The sequence below is a fragment of the Paraburkholderia elongata genome (genome assembly GCF_013177735.1).
GTDB classification, from domain to species: Bacteria; Pseudomonadota; Gammaproteobacteria; order Burkholderiales; family Burkholderiaceae; genus Paraburkholderia; species Paraburkholderia elongata.
The window spans coordinates 116,085-140,175 of record NZ_WOEZ01000043.1 but is presented as its reverse complement, the minus strand read 5'-3'; the positions used below and the strand labels follow the sequence as shown (position 1 = coordinate 140,175).

At 63.0% G+C, this 24,091-nt stretch carries 19 protein-coding genes; 6 read left to right on the top strand and 13 right to left on the bottom strand.

The features are described from left to right. Nucleotides 1-25 precede the first annotated feature (25 nt). Nucleotides 26-778: a class I SAM-dependent methyltransferase gene (locus GNZ13_RS09100; protein WP_172162479.1), complete on the bottom strand. Its 753-nt coding sequence runs from the start codon at nucleotides 776-778 to the stop codon at nucleotides 26-28. 186 nt (nucleotides 779-964) lie between these two features. Between GNZ13_RS09100 and GNZ13_RS09095 the strand changes: the two genes are divergently transcribed. Further along, the gene (locus GNZ13_RS09095; RefSeq protein ID WP_172162476.1) at nucleotides 965-1,777 is read left to right on the top strand and encodes a helix-turn-helix transcriptional regulator; all 813 of its coding nucleotides are present in this window, start codon (nucleotides 965-967) and stop codon (nucleotides 1,775-1,777) included. Between the two features lie 146 nt (nucleotides 1,778-1,923). Continuing rightward, on the top strand, nucleotides 1,924-3,330 hold the full coding sequence (gene argH, locus GNZ13_RS09090; RefSeq protein ID WP_172162473.1) for an argininosuccinate lyase: 1,407 nt from the start codon (nucleotides 1,924-1,926) through the stop codon (nucleotides 3,328-3,330). A 365-nt stretch (nucleotides 3,331-3,695) separates the two neighbouring features. Here argH and GNZ13_RS09085 read toward each other — a convergent pair whose 3' ends face one another. Both GNZ13_RS09085 and GNZ13_RS09080 read right to left on the bottom strand, forming a co-directional pair. Further along, complete coding sequence (locus tag GNZ13_RS09085) at nucleotides 3,696-4,982, bottom strand: thioester reductase domain-containing protein (RefSeq protein WP_328807204.1); 1,287 nt, start codon at nucleotides 4,980-4,982, stop codon at nucleotides 3,696-3,698. Continuing rightward, nucleotides 4,871-10,813 carry a non-ribosomal peptide synthetase gene (locus GNZ13_RS09080; RefSeq protein ID WP_172162467.1) on the bottom strand — a complete coding sequence of 1,981 codons (5,943 nt, stop codon included), beginning with the start codon at nucleotides 10,811-10,813 and terminating at the stop codon, nucleotides 4,871-4,873. The genes GNZ13_RS09085 and GNZ13_RS09080 overlap by 112 nt, the downstream gene beginning before the upstream one ends. Nucleotides 10,814-11,205: 392 nt before the next feature. On the opposite strand from GNZ13_RS09080, the gene GNZ13_RS09075 reads away from it, so the two are divergent. The 3 genes from GNZ13_RS09075 (at nucleotide 11,206) to GNZ13_RS09065 (ending at nucleotide 13,812) form a co-directional block, all read left to right on the top strand. Next, complete coding sequence (locus tag GNZ13_RS09075) at nucleotides 11,206-11,757, top strand: cell envelope integrity protein TolA (RefSeq protein ID WP_172162464.1); 552 nt, start codon at nucleotides 11,206-11,208, stop codon at nucleotides 11,755-11,757. 363 nt (nucleotides 11,758-12,120) lie between these two features. Then, complete coding sequence (locus GNZ13_RS09070; RefSeq protein WP_172162461.1) at nucleotides 12,121-13,428, top strand: MFS transporter; 1,308 nt, start codon at nucleotides 12,121-12,123, stop codon at nucleotides 13,426-13,428. A 204-nt stretch (nucleotides 13,429-13,632) separates the two neighbouring features. Further along, on the top strand, nucleotides 13,633-13,812 hold the full coding sequence (locus GNZ13_RS09065; protein WP_172162458.1) for a hypothetical protein: 180 nt from the start codon (nucleotides 13,633-13,635) through the stop codon (nucleotides 13,810-13,812). 154 nt (nucleotides 13,813-13,966) lie between these two features. Here GNZ13_RS09065 and GNZ13_RS53440 read toward each other — a convergent pair whose 3' ends face one another. Continuing rightward, nucleotides 13,967-14,101, bottom strand: a complete 135-nt coding sequence (locus GNZ13_RS53440) for a hypothetical protein (protein ID WP_256390474.1) — start codon at nucleotides 14,099-14,101, stop codon at nucleotides 13,967-13,969. A 564-nt stretch (nucleotides 14,102-14,665) separates the two neighbouring features. Continuing rightward, on the bottom strand, nucleotides 14,666-15,670 hold the full coding sequence (waaC, locus tag GNZ13_RS09060) for a lipopolysaccharide heptosyltransferase I (RefSeq protein WP_172162455.1): 1,005 nt from the start codon (nucleotides 15,668-15,670) through the stop codon (nucleotides 14,666-14,668). 213 nt (nucleotides 15,671-15,883) lie between these two features. Here waaC and GNZ13_RS09055 point away from each other — a divergent pair, with 213 nt between their 5' ends. After that, nucleotides 15,884-17,299 (top strand): chloride channel protein, encoded by a 1,416-nt coding sequence (locus GNZ13_RS09055; protein ID WP_172162452.1) that lies wholly within the window; start codon nucleotides 15,884-15,886, stop codon nucleotides 17,297-17,299. Nucleotides 17,300-17,372: 73 nt separating this feature from the next. On the opposite strand, the gene GNZ13_RS09050 is transcribed toward GNZ13_RS09055, so the two are convergent. From GNZ13_RS09050 to GNZ13_RS09015, 8 genes are all read right to left on the bottom strand, one after another. Next, a complete protein-coding gene (locus tag GNZ13_RS09050) occupies nucleotides 17,373-17,684 on the bottom strand; it encodes a YXWGXW repeat-containing protein (protein WP_172162449.1) in 312 nt (103 codons plus the stop codon). 203 nt (nucleotides 17,685-17,887) lie between these two features. Continuing rightward, nucleotides 17,888-18,151, bottom strand: coding sequence for a cell division topological specificity factor MinE (gene minE, locus GNZ13_RS09045; RefSeq protein WP_028196771.1), 264 nt, complete (start codon nucleotides 18,149-18,151; stop codon nucleotides 17,888-17,890). Between the two features lie 14 nt (nucleotides 18,152-18,165). Beyond that, nucleotides 18,166-18,981 carry a septum site-determining protein MinD gene (minD, locus tag GNZ13_RS09040; RefSeq protein WP_063495093.1) on the bottom strand — a complete coding sequence of 272 codons (816 nt, stop codon included), beginning with the start codon at nucleotides 18,979-18,981 and terminating at the stop codon, nucleotides 18,166-18,168. 104 nt (nucleotides 18,982-19,085) lie between these two features. After that, nucleotides 19,086-19,937 carry a septum site-determining protein MinC gene (minC, locus tag GNZ13_RS09035; RefSeq protein WP_172162446.1) on the bottom strand — a complete coding sequence of 284 codons (852 nt, stop codon included), beginning with the start codon at nucleotides 19,935-19,937 and terminating at the stop codon, nucleotides 19,086-19,088. 208 nt (nucleotides 19,938-20,145) lie between these two features. After that, nucleotides 20,146-20,679, bottom strand: a complete 534-nt coding sequence (locus tag GNZ13_RS09030) for a GNAT family N-acetyltransferase (protein ID WP_172162443.1) — start codon at nucleotides 20,677-20,679, stop codon at nucleotides 20,146-20,148. A 185-nt stretch (nucleotides 20,680-20,864) separates the two neighbouring features. Then, nucleotides 20,865-21,650, bottom strand: a complete 786-nt coding sequence (gene map, locus GNZ13_RS09025) for a type I methionyl aminopeptidase (protein WP_172162440.1) — start codon at nucleotides 21,648-21,650, stop codon at nucleotides 20,865-20,867. 240 nt (nucleotides 21,651-21,890) lie between these two features. Further along, nucleotides 21,891-23,060, bottom strand: coding sequence for a transporter substrate-binding and LysM peptidoglycan-binding domain-containing protein (locus tag GNZ13_RS09020; protein ID WP_172162437.1), 1,170 nt, complete (start codon nucleotides 23,058-23,060; stop codon nucleotides 21,891-21,893). A 42-nt stretch (nucleotides 23,061-23,102) separates the two neighbouring features. Further along, nucleotides 23,103-23,861, bottom strand: a complete 759-nt coding sequence (locus tag GNZ13_RS09015; protein WP_172162434.1) for a hypothetical protein — start codon at nucleotides 23,859-23,861, stop codon at nucleotides 23,103-23,105. Nucleotides 23,862-24,091 lie beyond the last annotated feature (230 nt).

The following is a 24,091-nucleotide window of genomic DNA, read 5'->3' as shown; positions in this document are numbered from 1 at the left end:
GGGTGATCCGCCCGGTTGATTAGCCTTACTGCGCCTCGACCATCAGCGCGTCGAGCTTGAACGAGCCGTCTTCCTGCACGTCGAAATACTGGCGTACCTCATCGGGCGAGTTGCTCCACAGCGAGCGAATCGCCACCACACGCGGCTCCGGCGTGCGCATGCGCGCCACCCACGAGCTGAACTCGATCGCGATGCGCCAACGCTCGCGAATCCATGCCTTGAAACCGGCCGCTTCGAACAAAGCAATCCATTCGTCAGCGCGGTAGTCGCGGATATGCGAGCCGTCGCGCAACAATTCGACCGCCTGAATATGCGTGTCGAGCAGCGGGTGATCGACGCCGGCGATGTCGATGAACAGCACCTTGCCGCCCGGCTTCAACACACGCCGCACTTCGGCCAGCGCGAGCGGCACGTCGTGCCAGTGATGCGCGCTCATCCGGCTGATGATCCAGTCGAAGGAATGATCGTCGAACGGCAACGTTTCGGCGGCACCCTGTTGCGTGCGGATGTTAGTCAGGCCGCGATCTTTGGCCGCGCCGTCGACCGTCGCCAGCATTTGCGGCGCGATGTCGTACGCGACCACTTCTTTTGCATGCGGCGCCACCGCGAAACTCGCGTGGCCTGCGCCGCAGCCCATATCGAGCACCTTCGCATCCGGCGTCGCGGCGATCGATTCGGCCAGCGTCTGCAGATCGGCGCCGGTGGCATGCGTCTGACTCGTCAAATACGCGGCGGCGGTCGAGCCGAAGGCGTCGGCGACTTGATCGTGGTGCTTCATGGAAGGCTCCGGTTATCTATGTGACGTTGGGCCGAGCTTGGGCCTGGTTGGTCTGGACGGCGTTGCGCCGTTCCAGCCGTTACAATAGAACCCGCCGTGTACCAGTACAAGTTAAGCAATTATTCTGGTATCAATAACACCACCCCGACACCACCCGACACGCGCTCCAAGCGCGGCCCGATAAGAATGACTACGCCGTCCTCCGCCGACAACCCGCCGCCGCTCGACGCCACGCCTGCCCGCGCACTCGGCGATTTCATCCGCGCTCATCGCGAACGGCTCTCGCCGCAAGCGCTCGGCCTGCCGCCCGGCCCGCGCCGCCGTACCCCCGGCTTGCGGCGCGAAGAAGTGGCGCAGCTGTGCGGCGTGAGTCCGACCTGGTACACGTGGATCGAACAGGGCCGCCCGGTCTCCGCCTCCGCCGAGGCGCTGGCTCGGATCGCCGTCGCGCTGCAACTGTCGCGCGCCGAGCGGGCGTATCTGTTCGAGCTGGCCGCGCAGCGCGACCCGGCCGAACCCGATCCGGCTGCCGCCGACGCGCCCGCCACCCTGCTCGAAACCGTGCAGCTCGTGAACGCACCGGCTTACGTGCTCGACCGGCAGTGGAACGCGCTCGCTTGGAACGCACGCGCCGCCGACCTGTTCGTCGGCTGGCTGGACAGCACGCACGACCGCAACCTGCTGCGCTACACCTTCACCGAACCAGCCGCACGCGAGCTGATCGTCGACTGGGAAACACGCGCACGGCGTCTCGCCGCCGAATTCCGCGCGGATTCGATCCGCCATCTGAACGATGCGCCCACCCGTGGGCTGATCGACTCGCTCACTGCCGCCAGCGATGCATTCGCACGCTTCTGGGCGTCACAGGACGTCGGCGGCCGCGAAGGCGGCCGGCGTGAATTCAACCATCCGCGCGACGGCCGCATCGTCTACGACCAGATCACCTTCAAGCCCGCGCATCGCGAGGATCTGAAGCTGGTGGTGCTGGTGCGGGAGTAGCTGCGCTTTCCTGTACGGCCGCTGGCGGGCGGCATCTTTGATGCCGCCCGCCAGTGTTAAAATCCCCGTCTTTCGCTCGTTTCGATGGCGCCTGCACCGTACGCAAACGCCGTCAGCGTCCTCACCTCGTTCAACTGCCCAACACCATGACGTCCCAACTGCACAAAAAAGGCGAAGCCTGGTCGGCTCGCTTCTCGGAGCCGATGTCGGAACTCGTCAAACGCTACACGTCGTCGGTTTTCTTCGACAAGCGTCTGGCGCTCGTCGATATCGAAGGGTCGCTCGCGCACGCCTCGATGCTGGCCGCGCAGAAGATCATCGCCGCCGACGACCTCGCCGCGATCCAACGCGGCATGGCGCAGATCAAGGGTGAAATCGAGCGAGGCGAGTTCGAGTGGCAACTCGATCTGGAAGACGTCCACCTGAACATCGAAGCGCGTCTGACCGCGCTGATCGGCGACGCCGGCAAGCGCCTGCACACGGGCCGCTCGCGTAACGACCAGGTCGCGACCGACATCCGCCTGTGGCTGCGCGGCGAAATCGACCGCATCGGTGGCCTGTTGACGGAGCTGCGCACGGCCTTGCTCGACATGGCGGAGAAGAATGCATCGACCATCATGCCGGGCTTCACGCACCTGCAAGTGGCGCAGCCGGTCACGTTCGGCCATCACCTGATGGCTTACGTCGAAATGTTTTCGCGCGACGCCGAACGCATGATCGATTGCCGCAAGCGCGTGAACCGTCTGCCGCTGGGCGCAGCCGCTCTGGCCGGCACCAGCTACCCGATCGACCGTCATGCGGTGGCGAAGACGCTGGGCTTCGACGGCATCTGCGCGAACTCGCTGGACGCGGTGTCCGATCGTGACTTCGCAATCGAATTCACGGCAGCGTCCGCTCTGGTGATGACGCACGTGTCGCGCTTCTCGGAAGAACTCGTACTGTGGATGAGCCCGCGCGTCGGCTTCATCGATCTGGCCGACCGTTTCTGCACGGGCTCGTCGATCATGCCGCAGAAGAAGAACCCGGACGTGCCCGAACTCGCGCGTGGCAAGACGGGCCGCGTGAACGGCCATCTGATCGCCTTGCTGACCTTGATGAAAGGCCAGCCGCTCGCTTACAACAAAGACAACCAGGAAGACAAAGAGCCGCTGTTCGATACCGTCGATACGGTCGCGGACACGCTGCGCATCTTCGCTGAAATGGTCGCCGGCATCTCGGTTAAGCCGCAAGCCATGCGCGACGCTGCGCTGCAAGGTTTCTCGACTGCAACCGATCTCGCCGACTACCTGGTCAAGCGCGGCCTGCCGTTCCGCGACGCGCACGAAGCGGTGGCGCTGGCGGTTCGCGTGTGTGCCGATCGCGGCTGCGATCTGGCCGACCTGACGCTGGAAGAAATGCGTAAGGAACTGCCGAACGTCGCGCATCTGATCGGCGAGGACGTGTTCTCGTATCTGACGCTCGAAGGTTCGGTGGCGAGCCGCAACCATCCAGGCGGCACGGCGCCCGAGCAGGTGCTCGCCGCGGTCAAGGCTGCACGGGAAGCGTTGAAGTAAGGTAAGGCCCGGCGCGCGTTACCGTGTCCGGCAGTGCGTCCGGCAACGCGTGCATTACCGTATGCGTTACCGCGAGCACCAAGCGGCGCACGAAAACAAAGGCGAACTCATCGACGGGTTCGCCTTTTTCGTTTTCGCGGCTGGATTGATTGCGCAAAACGCCGCGCAAAAAAGAAAGCCCGCGCGAAGCGGGCTAAATGAAAGACTTCCACCGATGCCTCTCGAAAGAGGCCATCGAAGTGTAGGCGTATTTTAGCCGCGGACCAATCCGGTCATATTTCAGCCTATTACAAAGCGCACAATCGTTCGGTGCGCAAGCTGAACGGGCGACGCAACGCCAGTCGCTCGCGCACCTGCACCGCGCTTTACGACGCCACCGTCTCCGATACCGGGTCAAGAAAACCCGCGTCACGCAAATAGCCGACGTAGAGCTGGATCAGCGCGCCGTAGTCAACGCTCAGATCCATGCCGTGCCGCGCCAGCTCTGTCAACGTGCCGATCTGGTCGACCGGCAATGGCGCGACGGAAAGGTCACCGGTATAAAAGTCGCGAATCAGCGCCAGACCGTTCGATGGCTCGAGATCCGCCAACCGCCGTTGCCAGCTGGCCACCGCTTGCGGATCGGCGCGCAAACCGCAAGCGGCGAGCGCCGCGAACCACTGCCGCTGAGTGAGCGCGAGCGGGTTGTTCAGATTCACCGTCCGTATTCCAGTACGCGGCTGCAGCGCCACCGCGGTCAATGCGCCCGCCAACAGATCGACCGGCATCATCTCGACTTCCCGCGCCGTTTCCGGATAAGCGCCCAGCTGCAAGCAGCCCTTGTTGAACAGCCAGAAATGGTTGTGCGCGAAGTTGCTGAAGCCGGTACGGCTGTCGCCGGTGATATTGCCCGGCCGCGCGACAACCGCCGGCAAGCCGAAGCGGCGCGCGCACTCCGCGACGCGCTGTTCGCCCACCCACTTCGTCAGCAGATAGCCGTTGTCCAGCAGCGGACGCGCGTTGCTCACGTGCTCGTCGATGCGCACGGCGCCCGCCAGCATCTCGCCAACCGACAGCGTCGAGATGAAACAGAACGGTTTTTGCCGCTGCGTCAACGCGAGCCGCAGCAAGGCCTCGGTGCCGCCGACATTCGCGCGCTTCATCTCCTCATAGCTATGCAGGTGATGCACGAACGCGCCGCAATGCAGGATCGCGTCGACCTCCGCGGCGAGTTGCCGCCAGCGCGGCGTGTCGAAGCCAAGCTGCGGCGCGGCAAGATCGGCGGGGATCACCTCGACGCGGCTGAAGTCGATCGCAAGGCCCGCCTCGCGTGCCTTGTCCTGCAACACGGCTAGCCCTGCCGCCGCGCTCGCACAGCGTTGCAGGCACACCACCTCGTCGAGCCGGCCACATAACGCATGCAGGAGGTAAATGCCAAGGAAGCCGCTCGCACCGGTCAACAGCATGGTGCGGATCGGCGCAGCTTCGGCGCTGTCAGCCAACGCCGGTGCGGCATGTTCGATGGTGAACGGCTCTGCCGCATCCGCGAGCGCGCGCTCGATCATGTCTTCATGACGGCCATCCGCGAGTGTCGCGATGGTGGGCGAACGATAGAACGCAGCCATCGGGAAATCGATGCCGAGCGAATCGCGCAATTGCGCCTGCATTCGCACGGCCAGAATCGAGTTGCCGCCGAGCCGGAAAAAACTGTCGTCGCGGCCGATGCCGGAGGCAGCGTGTCCTCATCAAGCGCGGCACCGCTCGCGCCCGTCCCGGTAACGTAATACGCGGCCAGATAGCGCGCCTCGCCCTCGCCCCACACCCGGCATGCAGCATGCGCGATGCCCGGAGCGGCCGCGATGCAATTCTCGATCTCGCCGAGTTCGATGCGAAAGCCGCGCAGCTTGATCTGCGCGTCGTTGCGGCCGAAGTATTCGATCGTGCCGTCGGCGAGAAAACGGCCGAGGTCGCCGGTGCGATACATCAACGCGTACGGTGCATCGCGAAACGGATCGACCACGAAGCGCTCCATCGTCATGGCCGATTGATTGATATACCCACGCGCCAGATTCTCGCCGCCGATGTAAATTTCCCCGACTGTGCCAAGCGGCGCCAGTTGCCGCTGGGCATTCAGCAGATAGAGCCGGTAGCCCGGCAGCGGCTTGCCGATGATGCGGCTCGGCCCACCCGGCAGCGCTTGCCCGCATGAGGCCATCACCGTGATTTCGGTGGGACCGTACAGGCTGAACAGTTGGGTGTGTTCGCTCCACCAGGCGGCGCTCGGTTGGTCCAGCGTGTCACCGCCGAAGCCGAGCAGTTGCAGATCGGGCAGCGGCTCGCGCGGCAAGCTCTGCACCACCACCGGTGCCAGCGATGCATGCGTGACGCGCTGCGCCTTCAACAAGCTGTGCAGCAGCAGCGGATCGCGGCGCGCCTCCTCCGGCAGCACGATAAGCGTGCCGCCGTGCAGCAGCGCGAGGAACAGATCGAGCACGCTCGCGTCGAAATTGGTGGACGCCGCCAAGGTGCTGACGCTGCCCGGCGCATAGCCGAGCGCGCGGCTCGCGCCGGCCACCATCCGAACGACGCTATGCTGTTCGACCAGCACCCCCTTCGGCTTGCCGGTCGAGCCCGACGTGTGGATCACATAAGCGAGCGCCTCGGGGCCGACAGCGTGGGGCCGGTGCGGCGGCCCCTTCGCCAGCACCGCCGGGTCGAGCTTGCGCAATTCGCCAAGCCCGGCGGCCTCCAGCGCGCGGCCGCTCGGTTCATAGGCGAGCACCGTATCGACCGAACAGTTTTCGACGAAATAGCGCAAGCGCTCGGCGGGATAGGCCGGGTCGAGCGGCACGTACGCGCAGCCCGCTTTGAGCACGCCCAACACGGTCGCCACGAGCAAGACGCTCTTCTGCATGCTCAAGCCGATGCGCGCACCGGGCGGCACACAGGCTGACAAGCCGCGGGCGATGGCATCGCTGAGCACATCGGGTTCGCGATAGCTGAGCTGCTGCTCGCCGCAGCGCACGGCAACGCGCGACGCGTGCGCCGCTACCACCTCGGCGAAACGCGCAGGGATCGACTGCGGTGCATCCGGCAGCGGCTCGCCGCAAGCGAAGCTCAGACACTGAGCATGTTGTGCGTCGCTCATCCAGGCGAGTTCGCCGACCGGCGCATCAGGCTGGTGAGCCGCGGCGTCGCACAGCGTCATGAACACCTCGGCCATCCGCTCGACCGAGGCTGCGCGCAGCACCGAGCTGTTGTCGTATTCAAAGCGCCCGTCCAGACCGCCATCGGGCCGCACATAGAAAATCGCCGACACGTCCGCTTTCGACGTCAGCGGAGGACGTTCCTCGGCGTGATAAGCCGCCTCGCCGATATGGCCATTCAGGTCGATGCCGTTTTGCAAACTGAAAATCGTGTTCAGCGCACCGAGCTGGGCGTTATCGGTTTCGTAAGGCGTAGCGAGCAGATGATCGCGGTCGTCGAGCATCTGGCGTTGCACCGCGCGCGCCAGCTCGCCGAAGCCTTGCCGCGTGTCGATGCGCTGCACCAGCACCGCCATCGAGACGAACATGCCATAGATCCCCTCACTGCCAGGGACATCGCGGCCCGCATACGGATAGGCGCATGCCAGATGCTGCTGGCCGCTCACGCGCCACATCCATACCAGATACAGCGCAAACAGCACGGGCGGCAAAATCATGTCGTGCGCGCCGGCAATCTGCTTCAGGCGTCGCATCTGGGCCGGCCGCACATGCAGCGCCAAAGAGCAGTTCGCGTTGGGCCCGCGCTGCAGTGCGTCGAACGGTAGTTCGGTGCGCAAGGCAACGGCGTCGAGCTTGCGCATCCAGTAGTCGCGCGCGGCGGCAAAGCGCGGCGAAGATGCCAGTTGCGGCGCCCAATGACCGTAGTCGAACCACGAGAGGCGCTCGCCTGAAACCGGCTTACCTTCATAGTGCGACGTCAGTTCATCCAGCAACAGCTTGAACGACCAGCCGTCGAAAATCGCGTGATGAATGCAGAACAGCAAGGTGGTGCGGTTCTCTTGCGGGGACATCAACAGTTGCGCGCGCCACAACGGCGCACAGTCGAGCGGCAAACGCAGCGCGCGCATGGCATCGGCATGCGCGTCGATAGCACCGGCATCGCAGCTTTCCAGCGGAATGTGCAAATCGGTCGGTATGGCGACAGTGCCCGGCAGCACCAGCAATTGCCCGCCGCGTTCTGCGAAGTTCGCGTTGAAGATCGGGTTGTGCGCGAGCACGGCAACGAGCGCCTGGTGCAATCGCAACGGATTCGCGGCCCCGCCGAAGTCCACCCGCATCACGATGTTGTACGCGTTATCGTCACGCTTGCCGAGCGCGCGGGTGTGCATCATCTGCACGAGCCGGCTTGCCACTGGCGCGGGCGTGGGCGCGCCGGGTTGCGCGACGAGCGGCGGCAACGCGGCGCCTTGCTCGACGCTCTGCCGCGCCCTTGCGCAGAAGGCATCGAACTGCGGATGCTCGAACAGCGTCTTCAGCTTGACCGGCGCGGACAAGCTCGCGCTGATACGGTTGCACACGAGCGTGGCGAGTAGCGAGTGCCCGCCCAACTGGAAGAAGTGGCTGTGCTCGCCAACGCTCTCGAGCGGCACGCCCAGCACCTCCGACCAGATCGCTTGCACCGCCAGCTCGAAGGCGTCGAAAGCGCGGCTCGCAGGGTCAGCCGGACCGGTTTGCGGCGCCGGCAATTTGCTGCGGTCGATCTTGCCGTTCAGCGTCAAGGGCAGCGCCTCGATCTGCAGGAGGAACGCCGGCACCATGTAATGCGCTAGACGTTGCGCTAGACGACTTCTCAGCACCGCAGGCTCCAGCGCGGCGCCCACATACCAGGCGACCAGCGCCGTGCCGCCCTGCCGCTCGCACGTGCCGACATAGGCGCTGCGCACCTCCGGCTGCTCGACGATGCTGGCCTCGATTTCGCCCAACTCGATCCGGTAGCCGCGGATCTTCACCTGAAAATCGCTGCGGCCGAGGAACTCGATCGCGCCATCCGGCTGAAAACGGCCGAGGTCGCCGGAGCGGTAGAGACGGCCCGGGCCGAATGGATTCGCCTGGAACTTCTGCCCGGTCAGTTCGGGGCGCAGCAGATAGCCGCGTGAAACAGCCGAGCCGCCGATGCAGATCTCGCCGATCCCCCCGAGCGGCACCGCTTTGCCTTCCTCATCGAGCACATGGATCTGGTAGCCGGGGAGCGGATGCCCCAGTTGATTGGCCGGCTTGTCGCCGTCGAAAGTGTTTTCGGTCGCCATCACGGTGGTCTCGGTCGGCCCGTAGATGTTCGACAGGCGCAGCACACCAGACCAGAAGCGGATCGTCTCGTCGTCGCTCGCTTCGCCGCCGCATAAAACCGTGTCCAGATGCGGCAGCGCGCGACGCGGCAACAGCTTGAGAATCGCCGGCGGGAGGAACGCATGCGTGACGCGTTCGGCGTTGAGGAAGGCGGACAGCGCATCGGCGTCGGTACGCACCGCGTCGGGCGCGACGATCAGGTGGCCGCCGTGCGTCAGAGGGTTGAAGATCTCCAGCACGCTGGCGTCGAAATTAACGGACGCGAACTGTAGCCAGCGTGTACTTGCATCACGCCGGTAGCGGCCCGTCAGCGAAGCGATCAGGTGCGCCAGCATGCCGCGCTCGATGACGACACCCTTGGGTTTGCCCGTGGGGCCAGAGGTGTAGATCACGTAGGCAGTGCGCTGCGGATCGGCCGGCGCACATTGCGCAGTGGTCGCCCCAGCCGCCGGGCCCATCAGTAGATCCTCGATCCGGTACAGCGCGCAATCGGCCAGCGCGCTCAAGCGCTCGTGCGTCGCCGCATCGACAATGACCGCTCGCAGTTGCGCATCCTTGACGATGTAGCGCAAGCGCTCATCGGGCATCTGCGGATCGAGCGGCAAATAGCCCGCGCCACGGGAGAGCACGCCGAGCATTGCCGGAACGATGCGCGCACCGCGCGAAACGCAAATACCGATCAACGCGTCCTGCCCATCCGGTACGTCCGGCTCGAGCGCGGCGAGGGCTGCACCCACACGTTGCGCGGCGAGCGCCAGTTGCGCGTAAGTGAAAGTGGCGTCCGGGCCGCTGACCGCCGGATGCGCGGCGTGCTCGAGTGCTGTCTGCGCGAACAGATCGAGCACGTCGCGCGCGGGTGCCGCGAGCGGGCCGCCCTCGGACCACGCTGCGCAACGCTGCCGCAACGCCGGCGTATAAAGATCGATCGCATCGAGTTTCTGCTCGAGACTCTCGCCGACGCGCCCGAGCAGCGCCGTCAAATGCTCGAACGCGAGACGCAAGCCGTCGAGTTCCTGGGGATGGCGGCTATGCACGTGCAGCGCGATCTCCTCGCGCACATCGAGATAGACGCCCGTGTCCTCGTGCGAGAAGCGGCGCGAGTACGGTGCCAGCAACGCCACCGGCAGCGTGCCGAGCGTGAGCGCGTCATAGGGCAAACTGTCGGTCTCGCACACCACATTGGTCGCGCGCACGAAACCCGGCTCGCGCCGCTCGATGTCGTGCTGCACTTCAAAGGCTGGAAGTTCGGCGTGAAAATCGGCCATCTCGGCGCGCGCCGCGGCGTGCCGTAGAAACTGCCGCAGCGTCATCGTGTCGTCGAAGTCGGTTTTCAGGAGACGCCTCCGTTCGTCGAAACCGATCGTCTCGTCACGCTGGCAGCGGCCGCGCTGATGATGCACAGTGAGCACCGCGCGGCTGCCGGTCATGCGGCGCAGCAGCACGTGAACACACAGTTTGATCAGCAGATCGGGCGCGACGCCGAGCGCTTTTGCTTCATTGCGCAATGCAGCGCCTGTTTGAGCGTCGAGGCGCACCGTAAAGCTGCTGTCGGCGAGCGCGTTCTGCCGGCGCGGCGCATGCCATTCGAACGAGGCGTCCCCCACCTGGCCGATCCAGAAATCGAGGTCGGTCTGCAAACGGTCGCTCTCAAGCAGTGCACGCTCGGCGTCGAGCAGGCCTTGCTGATCGATGCCGAGCGTCGTGCCCGGCGCCTCGCCGCGATAGGCCCGCGAAAGCGCGTCGAACAACGACGTCAGCGAAAAACGGTCGAGCAAGGCGGGATGGCACGCGAACACCAGATAACTGTGCGCGCCGGCGCGTAGCAGCGTGAACGCCCACGGCAGTCCGGCGTCCATGCGGAAGGCACGCGCGCACAGGCCGTCGATCAACGACAGCACGGCTGCCTCGTCGCGCGCGTCACGCCTGTCGAGGTCGATGACGTTCAATTCTGCGCGCACATCGCCGCGGATGACCCAGCGCGTGCCCTGTTCGGCTTCGACGAGCCGGTAGGCGAGCGGCCGGCAATGCGCCACCAGTTGCGCCACGGCGGAGGACAGACGCTCGACATCGGGAAGGCCGTCGATCCGGTAGACGGCGCAGAGATTGGGACCGGCGGCATGCGCCAATGTGCGGGATTGCGTGCGCGTCAACGCAAAGGAAGTGTGTTCCAAACGATACCTCGTTGTCGGGATGGACAGGACCGATCGGCTCGCGTAGCGCCGCTCGCACGCGACTCATGACCGCGTTGCGGCGCTTCGCCCGATGGTCCGGCCCACGCTATTGGCGTGAGGCTGTTAACACCATAGGAAAACTCTTAGAAGTCCTGTTGTGTGCGGATCGGCGTTGACGAACTTTGTTTAAAAACGGTATATGTCAGGCGGATCGCATCAGACTGAATGCGCTCATGCATGCAACAGAAAGGTATTGGAAAGAACTCCAGGAGCGGCGTGCAAGCAAGCCGAATGACAGGGCTCTGGATCGGTATACAGGGTGAACGACAGTTGAATCCTGGTGCTTTTTGACTACCATCAAGTTAGATCCTGTCTCAGTGCTTCCCCCGACGATGCTCACTCGCACGCGTCACCTTTGCCGCTTGACTGGACGCTTCGCTTCGCGCGTTAGCGCATCTTTATCGCATGCGCATAGCGCGGCATCGGCGTTGACGGTAGCGTCGGCTTTGGCGCTCGCAGTCATGGCAGGCTGCACCATCACGCCACCGCAACGTCCGCTCATCATCACGCCGGTGGCCGCCGTCAACAGTGCGACGCTCGACCAATACCGCAGCGCGGTCGCCAAACGCATTGTCGAACGCAGTCCGTCCTACGTGTTGCGCGGCACGCCGCAAGCGATGCTGCGCTCGCTAGTCGTGGTGTCGTTCACGGTGGATCGCGATGGTCGGGTGGTGGCGTCGTCGGTGTATCGCACCAATGGCGACGACGAAGCCGAAAGCACCGCGCTCGCCACCTTGCGGCGCGCCTCGCCGCTACCGGAACCTCCCGGCAAATTGCTGAACGGCAACGGCCAGCTCGAACTGTTCGAAGACTGGCTTTTCAACGACGACGGCAAATTTCAGTTGCGCGAGTTCGCCTCGCCGCAAGCGCAGACCATCAACTGAACGCAGCGCCAAAACAGCGCCCCAAAGGCAAGACGCGAGGCAAGTCTTGTCCCGCCTTGCTGCGCCGCCGCCGCGCTCGTTATAATTTTCCGACTCCCTAAGCCGCCGGAGCCTTCCGGCACGGCTCACGCCGCCCGCTCACCCGTTGGCGCGGCGCGAGCCCGATTGCAGCGCCGCTGCGCCACCCGCACAGGACCGGCTGCCGTTGTAAGCTGTCGCATCGTCGCCCGCGCCGGGCATGGCTTCAATCGCCAGCGAGACGCGCCGAAGCGCACGAACTTAAACAAAGATGCAGCCTGACCACGCGCCGCCCGCACATAGAAGTACGGCGCCCAACGGCATCACGACACACGGAGACCCTGCATGTCCACTTCGCCGATTTCCGCGGCCCAGCCCAACGCGGCCGGGCAGAACAGCAGCGCGCGGATCATCTTCGCGAGCTTCATCGGCACCGCGATCGAGTTCTACGATTTCTACGTCTATGCGACCGCCGCGGCGCTCGTCATCGGACCGGTGTTTTTCCCGCATGGCTCGGCGACCGCCCAGGCTTTGTCAGCCTTCGTCACGTTCGGCATCGCGTTCGTCGCGCGACCGATCGGCTCGTTCCTGTTCGGTCACTTCGGCGACCGGATCGGCCGTAAGTCGACGCTCGTCGCTTCGCTGCTGGTGATGGGGGTGTCGACCACGCTGATCGGTTTCGTGCCGGGCTACGACTCGATCGGCAGCCTCGCGCCGATCCTGCTGTGCGTGCTGCGCTTCGGCCAGGGTATCGGCCTTGGCGGCGAATGGGGCGGCGCGGCGCTGCTCGCCACTGAGAACGCGCCAGCCGGCAAACGCGGCTGGTTCGGAATGTTCCCGCAACTTGGGCCGTCGATCGGTTTTCTGGCGTCCAACGGTCTGTTCTTCGCTTTGGCGTTGTCTTTGAGCGACGAGCAATTCCGCAGCTGGGGCTGGCGCGTGCCGTTCCTCGTCAGCGCGGTGCTGGTCGCGCTCGGTTTGTATGTGCGCTTGAAGATCGCCGAGACGCCGGCCTTCCAGGCGGCCATCGAACGCAAGGAACGCGTGAAGGTGCCGATCGCCACGCTGCTCTCGCAACACTGGTTGCCGACCCTGCTCGGCGCGCTGGCAATGGTGGTCTGCTACACGCTGTTCTACAACGCCACGACGTTTTCGCTGTCGTACGGTGTATCGGTCTTGCATATTCCTCGGCCGACTTTCCTCGGCATGCTGTGCATCGCGGTCGTGTTCATGGCGCTCGCCACGCCGCTGTCGGCCTGGGCGAGCGATCGTTATGGCCGCAAGCCGGTGCTGATCGTCGGTATCATCGCGGCGATCCTGTCGGGCTTCACGATGGCGCCGTTGCTCGGCAGCGGGCAGACGCCGCTGGTGCTGCTGTTCCTCGTGATCGAACTGTTCCTGATGGGCGTGACCTTCGCCCCAATGGGCGCGCTGCTGCCGGAACTGTTTCCGACCAACGTCCGCTATACCGGTGCGGGCGTGTCGTACAACCTCGGCGGGATTCTCGGCGCGTCCGTCGCGCCATATATCGCGCAGGTGCTAGCCGCGCACGGCGGGCTGCCGTGGGTGGGCGCTTATGTATCGATTGCGGCGGCCGTCAGCATGATCGGTGTGCTGTGCATGCGCGAGACGCGCGACGCACACTTGATGTAAGCGGGCGCGCTGCGTTGATGGTCTGATTGCTTCTTTACGCTGGTGCCGCCGGGCGCGCATTGACGAGCGCTGCGGCAGCACCGGCTGGCACTCCGCATTTCTCCCCACTTTTGCGCACTTTGCTGGTAAATCCCCTGCCTTGCGCGTCTTTTTGACTTGCCTATACTCGACTCCAATAACCCTAAGGCAAGCAGGGAGGCCCCGATGAATGTTCATCTTCACAACGCCGACATCGTGATGATCATCGCGCTGGCGTTACTGTGTTCGCTACTGCTGGCCTTGCGTTTTCGTCCCGCGACATGGAAAGGCATCGTCGTGGAAGCGCTGGCCGCGAACGCGGCTGCAATCACTGCGGTGATCGCTTTCGAAATGCTGCTCGCCTGAGCGGGCGAACGCCGCGACAGCCGGTCAGGCGCGACAGCCGAAAGATGTCTGACGTCATCCAAAGAAGCGGTTGAGCGGCTGCCCGTGCCTATGCAGGCAAGCGGCAGCCGTCAGGATTTGGCGCGGCGTCTAGCCGAACGCACACCACAAGCCGTTACCGGTAGTAGTAGCCACCGTGATGGTAGTAACCACCGCCGTAGTAATAGCCAGGCGCCGGTGCAACGATGCAGCCTCCGAGCGCCGTTGCCAGCAGCGTGCCTGCGATCAGGGTCAGGATTAAGCGTTTCATATTATTCTCCTTCGAGTCAGATTCATTCGAGCCGAAACCCCGAATGACTCGATTGAACACGACCCTGCCTCGCGCGAACGTTGCCATTTGTAAGGGAAGATCACTGAGGTGTTACACGTTTGAGCCCCGAAACCGGCCGCGCCGAAGCATGGCGACGACAGACTCACATCGGACGAAAACACCGCCTATACTGCTTTGGACGTGCGCGTTCCGTGCAAGCCCTGTCCGTGGCGGGTGCGCGGATCCCGGCGGTGAGGATGGGTATTAAGTGCGCGCTTCCATGCGCCATGACCGAGCCGACGGCCTCGCGAAAGAGCTCACGTGTAGCCAATTAGGCACTCAACGAAAAGCGACAGATTTAACAGGTGTGTAATGCGCGACACCTAAATGACTCAGCGAATAAGTCAGTTTTTTTCATTGCAGCGATTCCTCTCCGCCCGTTGTTCCCCGACGCGGGCGTTTTTCGGAGGCGTTCCGTGGCAGCGCTCGTTTGATTGGGCGACTGTACGTCGCGCCTCTTTTCTTTTAGCCAAACGATTGCGCGAAAGCGCGGCGTAGCTGCGCTCAGGCGGCTGCCGATCCGTGCTGCATGGCGACGGCGCGCGGCTCGCTGTGCACGTAGTCGATCGCCTCCAGTGCCTCAGCGATCGACGGCACTGAGTGGCCGTCGCCGATCGAAATCGAGCGGAACGGCGCCTCGATGCCGCAATGCGACGGCGAGGTCGCCACAAAAATCATGACCGTGCGCTTCTGCAATGCATGCGCCAGATGAACGAAACCCGTATCGGTGCCGACCACCAGTGCGCACGCATCGATCATCTGCGCGATTTCGGTCACGCTCAGCTTCGGCAGGACGGTCGAGCCCGGCACCTGTGACGCGATTTGCTCCGCCTCGGCTCGCTCGCCTTCCGAGCCCCATGGCAACACCACATGAAAACCGCGCTCCGCCAACTCGCGGCCGACCGCGACCCAATGCGGCAGCGGCCACTTCTTCTCGTCTTTGGAGGTGGCGTGAAACAGCGCCGCGACCGGCGCGCTGTTAGCCGCGAACGGTGCGGCCGCCGGCTCGGGCAGGCGCAGATTGTAGACAGCCGGACCTTCGACCTTATAACCCAACGCCTCACCCGCGCTGATGCGCATGCCATGCCATGCATTGCACTGCGGACGCGGACCGAAACGCCCGGTGTAGGCAAATGCGGCGCCCCGCTCGCCCAGATCCTGGGACTGATAGCCAATACGCTTCGACGAACGCGCCAGAAACGCGATGATCGCGCTCTTATACACGCCGTGAATGTCGATGATGAAGTCGTAGCGGTAGGCGCGCAATTCGGCGATCGACGCCGCAATCGCCTTGAAATCGCCCCAGCGGCGCGCCTTCTTGAAGCGGCGCAGCGGTGCGCAAAGCACGCGGTCCACGCTCTCGCTCCAATGCACCACTTCGGCAAATGCTTCGTCGGCCGCCCAGTCCACTTCAACGCCGGGAAACGCGCGTTTGATGTCGGCGACGACTGGCAACGCCTGCACGATATCGCCGAGTGAAGTGACCTTGACGATAAGGACTCGCTTCATTGAGGACCTATTAGTTGTTCGAACGTCAAACTATTTTAGCCGACGATTGGAATAATCTTTGCTGAACGCGGCGGTGCGCCATCTGGTCATTAATACAACGCGTTACATCGCACGGTTTACAAATTGCCTTTTTACTATATTTCGAAATACTTTCATACGGTTCTGTCGATGCGGCACGCTTTATAATTCACCCTTTGCGCCAGCACATTCCTCATGTCCCGGGCATTCCCTCCGCTATCTTCCAGCATCGTGCGTCGCGCGAGACGCCTGTGGCGGCAATATGGCGTCTTCTGGCTCGGCGCAATCGCCGTCGGCCTGGTGGCGGTGTTGTATGCGAGGCTGATCGATTGGGGCTACGGCGAATTCCGCGCAATGCAGCAACAGCACGTGTGGGCGCCGTTGATCGTCACACCCGCGGTCGCCGCGCTCGCCGTCTGGCTCACGCGCAAGTTTTTCCGCGGCGCTGAAGGTAGCGGCATTCCGCAAGTCATCGCCACCCTGCATTCCAGGCCGGCCGAATACGGCGCACGCTTGCTGTCGTTCCCGATTCTGTTCGGCAAGATCGCGGTGTCGTTTCTGGCGATTCTCGGGGGCTTCACGATCGGCCGTGAAGGACCGACCGTGCAGGTCGGCGCGGCACTGATGTTCAATCTGCGGCGGCTTTATCCGCGCTCGAACGCGCTGATCGAACGGCAACTGGTGCTCGCGGGCGCGGCAGCGGGCTTGTCCGCGGCGTTCAATACGCCGCTGGCAGGAATCGTGTTCGCGATCGAGGAACTCACGCGCAGCTTCGAGGCCCGCGCGAGCGGCGTGCTGATTACGGCGATCATCATCGCCGGTGTGATCGCACTCGGGCTGAACGGCAACTACACCTATTTCGGCACCATCCAGATCGGCACGCATTTCCCCGATCTGCTGGCGGTGGCCGTCGTGCTCACGGCAATCGTCACCGGTATTGCGGGCGGCGTGTTCGGCTGGCTGCTGCTGAATACCGCGCGCTGGATTCCAGCACCGCTGCGTCAGATGCATGGCGAGCGGCCGGTCGCGTTCGGCGCGCTGTGCGGTTTCGTGATCGCGGTGGTCGGTCTCATCTCCGGCGGCACGACCTTCGGCAGCGGCTATGCGGAAGCGCGCGGACTGCTCGATGGACACGAGCACCTGTCCGGGTTCTATCCGTTTCTGAAGATGATTTCGATGGTCGGCTCGTATCTGCCGGGCATTCCAGGCGGCATCTTCGCACCGTCGCTGTCGATCGGCGCTGGCTTCGGCAATCTGCTGCACATGGTGTTCGGCTCGATGCAATTGCCGATGCTGATCGCCCTCGCCATGGTGGGCTATCTGGCGGCCGTCACGCAGTCGCCGATTACCTCGTTTGTGATCGTGATGGAGATGATCGACGGTCATGCACTGGTGATTTCGCTGATGGCCACCGCGTTGATCGCGAGCCGTGTGGCGCGTTTCTTCGCGCCGCCGTTGTATGAGTCGCTGGCAGAGCGTTATATGGCGCCGCTGCCGCAACCGGCACCCGCACCGGTGCCGGAAGTCCCCGAAGTCGAAGCACTCGAACCTGCGGTCGTCGATGAGATCAACGGCGATGCTCGCACTGAAGACAGCGCCCCGCGTCAGTAAACGACAACCGCCGGCCGGCGCGCGCATATAAACCGGCCGCGTCGGCACCACCACGCAACCGGCCAGTATGATCTTAAGCCCAGTGGCCTTCGATCCAGCGATAGTTCGGGCCGTGTTCGACCCAGTGGCCCGGCACCCAGTGGTAGCCAACACGCTCAGCCTGCCAATGACCCGCGACCCACACATAGCGGCCGTGGTCCCAGCGCCAGTGGCCTTGATCCCATACGTAGCCCACGCGCGGCGCCGGCACGGCTTCATAACGCACGGCCGGTGGTGCGGACGGTGCGATTACGACGACTTCCCCGGCGGACGCGGATGCCACAGCGGATGCGCCAGCGGCGATCAGAACAGCGTTAGCGATCAGCAAGCGAAAAGTCTTGTTCATGTTTTCCCTCTGTAGTTGGACATCGACTACGGCGCTATTCGTTTAATGCACGAGAGGACGAACATGCCGACTGCTCGCGTGTAACGGCACATGCTGAAGTGCAACGATTATTTCGCCGCGAGGCGTAGCAACGCGAGGGACAGCGCTTGCGCGCTCCACCTCGCCACGTCACATCGACGAAACGAAGCGGAGCGCGCAGCACGTTATGCGGAACCAGCTTGCGGTATTTCGATCTTGACCTCGAGCACTTCGAGGTCGTCCTGGCGCTCCAGGCTCACGCGAATATCGTCATTAGAGATTTTCACGTACTTTGAAATCACGGCCACCAGTTCGCGTTGCAACGCAGGCAGGTAATCGGCAGGCGCATGGCCGCCGGCGCGCTCGTGCGCGATGATCAACTGCAGGCGTTCCTTCGCTACCGACGCGGACTTCTTCTTCTCGCCCAGCAAAAACGAAAGAATCGACATTACGTGCGCTCCCCTTACTTGGTGCCGAAGAGGCGCTGCAGCAGCCCTGGCTTCTGGTAATCGGTAAAGCGAAGCGACTTCTGCTCGCCGAGGAAACGCGACACTACATCTTTGTAGGCTTCGGCGACATCCGTGCCGTCCAGGTGCACAGCCGGCAGCCCCTGGTTCGACGCATGCAGCACCGCTTCCGATTCCGGAATCACGCCGATCAGATCGATGCGCAGAATTTCCTGAATGTCGGTCAGCGACAGCATTTCGCCTTCGCTCACACGCTTCGGGTTGTAGCGGGTGATCAGCAGGTGTTCCTTGATCGGTTCCTTGCTTTCGATCGCACGCTTGGTCTTCGACGACAGAATGCCGAGGATACGGTCGGAGTCACGCACCGAGGAGACTTCCGGATTCGTCACGATCAGCGCTTCGTCGGCGAAGTGCATGGCGAGCAGCGCGCCCGATTCGATACCCGCCGGCGAATCGCAAACGATGAATTCGAAGTCCATCGCGATCAGGTCGTTGATGACCTTCTCGACGCCTTCCATGGTCAACGCGTCTTTGTCACGCGTTTGCGAGGCCGGCAGGATGAACAGGTTCTCGCACTTCTTGTCCTTGATCAGCGCCTGGTTGAGGTTGGCTTCGCCCTGGATCACGTTGATCAGGTCGTACACCACACGGCGCTCGCAGCCCATGATGAGGTCGAGGTTACGCAGGCCGACGTCGAAGTCGATCACGGCGGTTTTGCTGCCGCGCAATGCGAGGGCCGATGCAAAACTCGCGCTCGTGGTCGTCTTGCCCACGCCACCCTTGCCCGAAGTCACCACAATGATTTTTGCCATTACCCTTACCTTGTGTTCGTCAAATTCATCAATTATGTGCGGCCATATTTGCTGTGAAACGGCGCATGCCAGGTACGTTCAGGGCAGCGCGCGCTCCCCGCAAATCAGGTGAGCCGCAACGGTTCGATCATCAGTTTCTCTTCATCGAGCCAGATCTGCACCGGCTTGCCGAGCACGTCGGCCGGCAGCGGGTTCTCGGTCGTACGATAGATGCCCGCGATCGAGATCAGTTCCGGCTCGAGACACGTGCAGAAAATGCGCGCGTCGTGATTGCCCTGCACGCCGGCCAAAGCCCGGCCGCGCAGCGGCGCGTAAATATGGATGTTGCCTTCCGCGATCACTTCCGCGCCGTAGCTCACCAGACCGAGCACGACCAGATCGCCCTTTGCGTAGATGCGCTGGCCCGAGCGCAGCGGCTTGTCGACCACCATGGTTTGCGATGAGGTGGCAAGACGTACCGGCTCGACGGCGGGCACCGGCTCGACCGCGGCGGCCGTGGCCGGGGTACCGTTTTCCGGGGGTTCGCCGGCTGCAGTTGCGAACAGATCCGCCGGGGGCGTAGCGGTCGCGGCCGTGGCAACCGGTGCCGTAGCGGCGGCACTGGCGCCCTCTTCGTCGGCGAACTTCGCGGCAGCGCCGCGGCGGTCACGTGCTTCGAGCAGCGGCAGCGCGGATTCGGCCGCCCACGCCTGCTGCGCGTTGGCGACGACGCCGACCGGACGCATGCGCACGCTCTCGAGCAGTTGCGCGATGTCGGCAAGCGGCATGCGTTCGTTCTCGGCGAGACGGCGCACGTCGATCGCGACGACGTCGTTAGCGAAAAATTCGGGGGTCGCCTCGAAGCGCCGGGTCAGTTCGGCACGCATCGCGTCGAGGTCGGTTGTCTTGACCACAAACAGGAGCGTGTCGACAGAGCCGCTGCGGAGTTCGAAAAAGGGCGATTTCTTGGGCGACATAGCGTTCGGCAAAAAATTTTGCGTATTTTACAGGCGTCCAGGCAGGGAGCGAGTTTTTTTGCCGACAGAACGCCCTCCTGCGACCTGAATACCCATGACGTGGCCACGCCTCGGCCATTCAGGCCGCGCTTAGGCCGCTTATTCGGCCATGAACGCTGTAGCGACGCGGAAGGGATTTGAGCGGCAGGCAGACGCGCCGCTCGCGGGATCACTGCTGAAACACCTGCGACGTGGTCGGCACGTGGCGCACCAGCAGGCTTTCGGCCTGCTCGGGCGCACGCACGACGCGTCTATGCTCGCCGGTCGGACCGAAGCCGAGCGCCTCGTAAAAGCGCATCGCATTGCGGTTGGCGTCGGCGACCCACGCGTAGATTTCCATGGCGCCTTCGCCGGCGAGCCAGGTGCTGGCGGTGTCGACCAGCAGCTCGCCGCCTCGCAGATGACGCACGGCCGGCGCCACCCACAACTCGCAGACGAACGCGCGGCGCGCCGCGGTATCGTCGAAATGTGCTTCGATCAGTCCTGCCGGATGACCCTCGGTAGAGAGGATGAAACTGGTGACGATAAACGAAACAGCGTGTTCGGCGGCGGTGGCGTCGAACGTGGCGGCATCCGCCGACAACGCGTCCTCAAGCGTTTCGCAGAAGGCATAGGGTGCCTCCCGCAGCGACGCAGTACGGAGTTCGCGCAAAACGGCGCCCTGATCAGCAGCGATACGGCGAACGGTCAATGACGTACTCATGCAGACGAAAACCCCTTGAAACACTAAGGCATAGCTTTAACCGAACCGGCGCGCGAGTCAAATCCTTATTTACTGGATCGGACCGCAGCGGCGGTCCCTGGTGCAGGCGCCGCGCGCCAACTGCGCGGCGATTCACGCGCCCACCGCCTTGATAGCCGGTTCGTCAGGCACGCTTGCCACTGCGTTCAAGGCGCGTCGTAATCGCCGGTGCCGTCCGGCCACGGCGTCAACAGCTCGTAGCCCTCTTCGGTCACGGCGATCATGTGCTCCCATTGCGCCGACAGCGAACGGTCTTTAGTGACGACCGTCCAGCCGTCACGCTGCACCGCGGTACCGGCGCGGCCCGCGTTGATCATCGGTTCGATCGTGAAGACCATACCCGGTTTCAGACGCACGCCCTGCCCTGGCTGACCGTAGTGCAACACTTGCGGGTCTTCGTGGTAGACACGGCCGATGCCGTGGCCGCAGTAGTCGCGCACGATCGAGAAGCCGTCGCGCTGCGCGACCTTCTGGATCGCGTAGCCGACGTCACCCAGCGTAGCGCCAGGCTTGACCTCGCGGATGCCGGCAAGCATCGCTTCATAGGTCGTGTCGATCAGCTGGCGCGCGACCGTGCTCGGCTGGCCGACGCAATACATGCGACTGGTGTCGCCGAAATAGCCATCTTTGATAATCGCGACGTCGATATTGATGATGTCGCCATCTTTCAGGATTTCGCTGCGGTTGGGAATGCCGTGGCACACCACCTGGTTGACGGACGTGCACACGGTCTTCGGAAAACCCAAATAACCAACATTTGCCGGAATCGACTTTTGCGTATTGACAATGTAGTCGTTGCACAGCGCGTCGAGCTCGTCGGTGGAGACGCCGGCCTTGACGTGCTCGCCAATCATCGCCAATACGTCGGCCGCGAGGCGGCCGGAGATGCGCAGCTTGGCGATGTCGTCGGGAGTCTTGTAGGTAATGGCCATGAATTCGGTCGAGGTGGGTCGATGTTGACGATCGGCCAATTGTACAGAGGATCGCCGGACGGCCTCCGCGAACCGGGTCGAGCCTGCTCGCCGGGGATCGGCATCGACGCCCCGCCCGCGCTTGATGCCGCGCGCGTAAATAATATGTAGCGCTAAGCGTTCGTCATAGTCGAAGGCTTTGCCGTTCAGGGACTGTTGTTCACGCCGGGCCGCGAGGGCCCGGCTGAAAACTCCACCGCGTCAGCGCACCGGAATGATCAGGTGTTGACCGATCAGGATAAGGTTGGGGTTCGGCAGGTTATTGCGCTTTTGCACGTCCACAAATCGCGCACCGCTTCCCAACTGACTCGCGGCAATGGCATTCAGCGTGTCACCGGAGCGGACCACGTAGGTCTTCTCGCCGCCGGTCGCAGCGGTGGTGAGCACCTGGTCGCTGATGAAATATTTACGCAACAGGTCCAGATACGCCGTCGACTGCTTCACCTTCGCGATCGCGGAGTTCAGGTAGATCAGGAGCGCGCTGTCTTCCTTGCGTACGCCGATTTTGTACGCGAGATTGGACCCGTCCAGTTTTGTAACCGCGAACGTCAGGTCGGTGCCCTTGATCTCCGACACACCAAACGGATAGTCGTAGACGATGGCGTCGACCTGATGCTCGTCCAGGAAGTGCGACATCCAGGATCGCTGCCCCTCGATGCTCGCATCCGATAGTTCGACGATTTTGCTATTCGGGAACGCTTTCTGGACAAACGCTTTCACATCCGGATCGCCCTGCAGCACGCCGACCGTTTTGCCCGCCAGATCGGCTGCGGACCGGACCGGCGAACCCTTGGCGACGATCAACGAATAGCCGAAGTCCTCGACGTAGGGAATCGAATAGACCACGCCGCTTGGTGTGTTGTCGGGGAACGTCAGGCCGTCCATGGCGACATCGACGACCGCGTTGCCCTGCTTGTCGGTTTTCGTTAGTTGATCGGGGACCGCGGGATACGTGTCCACGCCGTGACGCGTGTCGACCGTGACGGTCGAATGGTCGCCCGAGGTGAACTCTTTCTGAGCGAAGAGCAGATTGGCGAAGTCGACGTTGAAACCTTGCGGCTTGCCGTTGTCTTCCGAGTAAAACGGCCGCGATGGATTTTCGACGCTGACGCGTACGACACCGTTGCTCAATATCGACTTCAGCGCGTCCTTGTAGGGCACGAAACCGTCCGGGTTGCTCGGGGCTGGCGTTTTGACGTCGGCGCTGCTGTTGTTGCCGGTGTCTACACCGTTCACCGCGCCGTTCACCGCAACGGTGTCTTTGTCGGCACTCTGGCCGCTGTTAAGAGGATTTTTCAGGCCGCCTTCGTGGATATACCAACCGGCAGCCAGCAAGATCAGGAAAAGAATCGAACCCAGGATTTTCTTCATTATTTTTTGATCGAGTTGAGTGGTCGAGCGGCGCGCGCCTGATTATTTGGGCGCCGTGGGCGAGCCGAGTTGCTGAGCGGGCGGATTGATAACGCCCATCTCGTTAGCGGCCTTGGCTTGCTGCACTTCCGCGCTTTCCATCAGTGACGTTTCCATTTCGGAAAATGCTTTGTTGACCGAGTTCATCACGGAGTCGAGCGCCGCGTCCGTTTTGATCTGCGCGAAAGTGTCGCTGGTTTGCATGCCGGCGATCTTGTTCATGCGTTGCGCGGATTGCGACATATCCCACAGTGCTTTGGCCCGATCGATCGCGTCGGAGAATCGTTTGAGTTCGTCCTGCACCTGCTTATAGCGCCCCTCGCGAAACGCGAGCAGTTTTTTCATCGTCGCGAGTTGGGTCTCGAAACGATCCGCGTCTTCGGGATACTGCTTTTTGAACTGCGCGGTTTTGTCTTCGAAGTTTTTTACTTCGGTGCGGAAGTCGGTGATGCTCTTCTTGAACCGCTCGGCGCCTTCCTGCTTTTCGGCCAGTTCGTTGTAGAGCGTCTCGATCGGGTTCGACTTCGCTTCGTTCACGAACATCTTGACCTTCTGGTTCGCAAACTTCATGGCGAGAACGGGACCGAAGTTGATCGCCGCGAGCCCGATCACCGCCGCGAGGATCAGGCCGACGAGGCCTTTGACCAGCAGGATGGCGAGTGGCGCACCGATGGCGATGCACAGCCCGATGATCGACCACTTGATGACTTTGTATTTGGTGGTGCTTTTGGTCGTGTCAACGACCGAATTGCCGACTGACATGTGAATCCCCTTTTGAAGCCTGTTTTACAAAACTACTTTTGCAAACTGCTCGGGACATCGTTGTGGCTGTGCGTTCGGCGTCTGTATTTTTGGGCCTGACGCGAAAACGCCGTATGACTTTACAGGCACTCAGGCGACTCGGGAAGTGCCACTTATTTTTCACCATCATTCAGCGGATCACGAACTCGAACCGGGCTAATGGTCAGTGGCGGCGTGCGTCGAATTCAGGC

Coding starts and splice junctions, on each gene's coding strand:
- argH (WP_172162473.1), top strand. CDS start 1,924: ATGACGTCCCAACTGCACAAAAAAGGCGAAGCCTGGTCGGCTCGCTTC.
- minD (WP_063495093.1), bottom strand. CDS start 18,981: ATGGCAAAAATCATTGTGGTGACTTCGGGCAAGGGTGGCGTGGGCAAG.
- GNZ13_RS09095 (WP_172162476.1), top strand. CDS start 965: ATGACTACGCCGTCCTCCGCCGACAACCCGCCGCCGCTCGACGCCACG.
- GNZ13_RS09075 (WP_172162464.1), top strand. CDS start 11,206: ATGCTCACTCGCACGCGTCACCTTTGCCGCTTGACTGGACGCTTCGCT.
- GNZ13_RS09050 (WP_172162449.1), bottom strand. CDS start 17,684: ATGAACAAGACTTTTCGCTTGCTGATCGCTAACGCTGTTCTGATCGCC.
- GNZ13_RS09070 (WP_172162461.1), top strand. CDS start 12,121: ATGTCCACTTCGCCGATTTCCGCGGCCCAGCCCAACGCGGCCGGGCAG.
- waaC (WP_172162455.1), bottom strand. CDS start 15,670: ATGAAGCGAGTCCTTATCGTCAAGGTCACTTCACTCGGCGATATCGTG.
- map (WP_172162440.1), bottom strand. CDS start 21,650: ATGGCCATTACCTACAAGACTCCCGACGACATCGCCAAGCTGCGCATC.
- GNZ13_RS53440 (WP_256390474.1), bottom strand. CDS start 14,101: ATGAAACGCTTAATCCTGACCCTGATCGCAGGCACGCTGCTGGCAACG.
- GNZ13_RS09100 (WP_172162479.1), bottom strand. CDS start 778: ATGAAGCACCACGATCAAGTCGCCGACGCCTTCGGCTCGACCGCCGCC.
- GNZ13_RS09065 (WP_172162458.1), top strand. CDS start 13,633: ATGAATGTTCATCTTCACAACGCCGACATCGTGATGATCATCGCGCTG.
- GNZ13_RS09055 (WP_172162452.1), top strand. CDS start 15,884: ATGTCCCGGGCATTCCCTCCGCTATCTTCCAGCATCGTGCGTCGCGCG.
- minC (WP_172162446.1), bottom strand. CDS start 19,937: ATGTCGCCCAAGAAATCGCCCTTTTTCGAACTCCGCAGCGGCTCTGTC.
- GNZ13_RS09030 (WP_172162443.1), bottom strand. CDS start 20,679: ATGAGTACGTCATTGACCGTTCGCCGTATCGCTGCTGATCAGGGCGCC.
- minE (WP_028196771.1), bottom strand. CDS start 18,151: ATGTCGATTCTTTCGTTTTTGCTGGGCGAGAAGAAGAAGTCCGCGTCG.
- GNZ13_RS09020 (WP_172162437.1), bottom strand. CDS start 23,060: ATGAAGAAAATCCTGGGTTCGATTCTTTTCCTGATCTTGCTGGCTGCC.
- GNZ13_RS09015 (WP_172162434.1), bottom strand. CDS start 23,861: ATGTCAGTCGGCAATTCGGTCGTTGACACGACCAAAAGCACCACCAAA.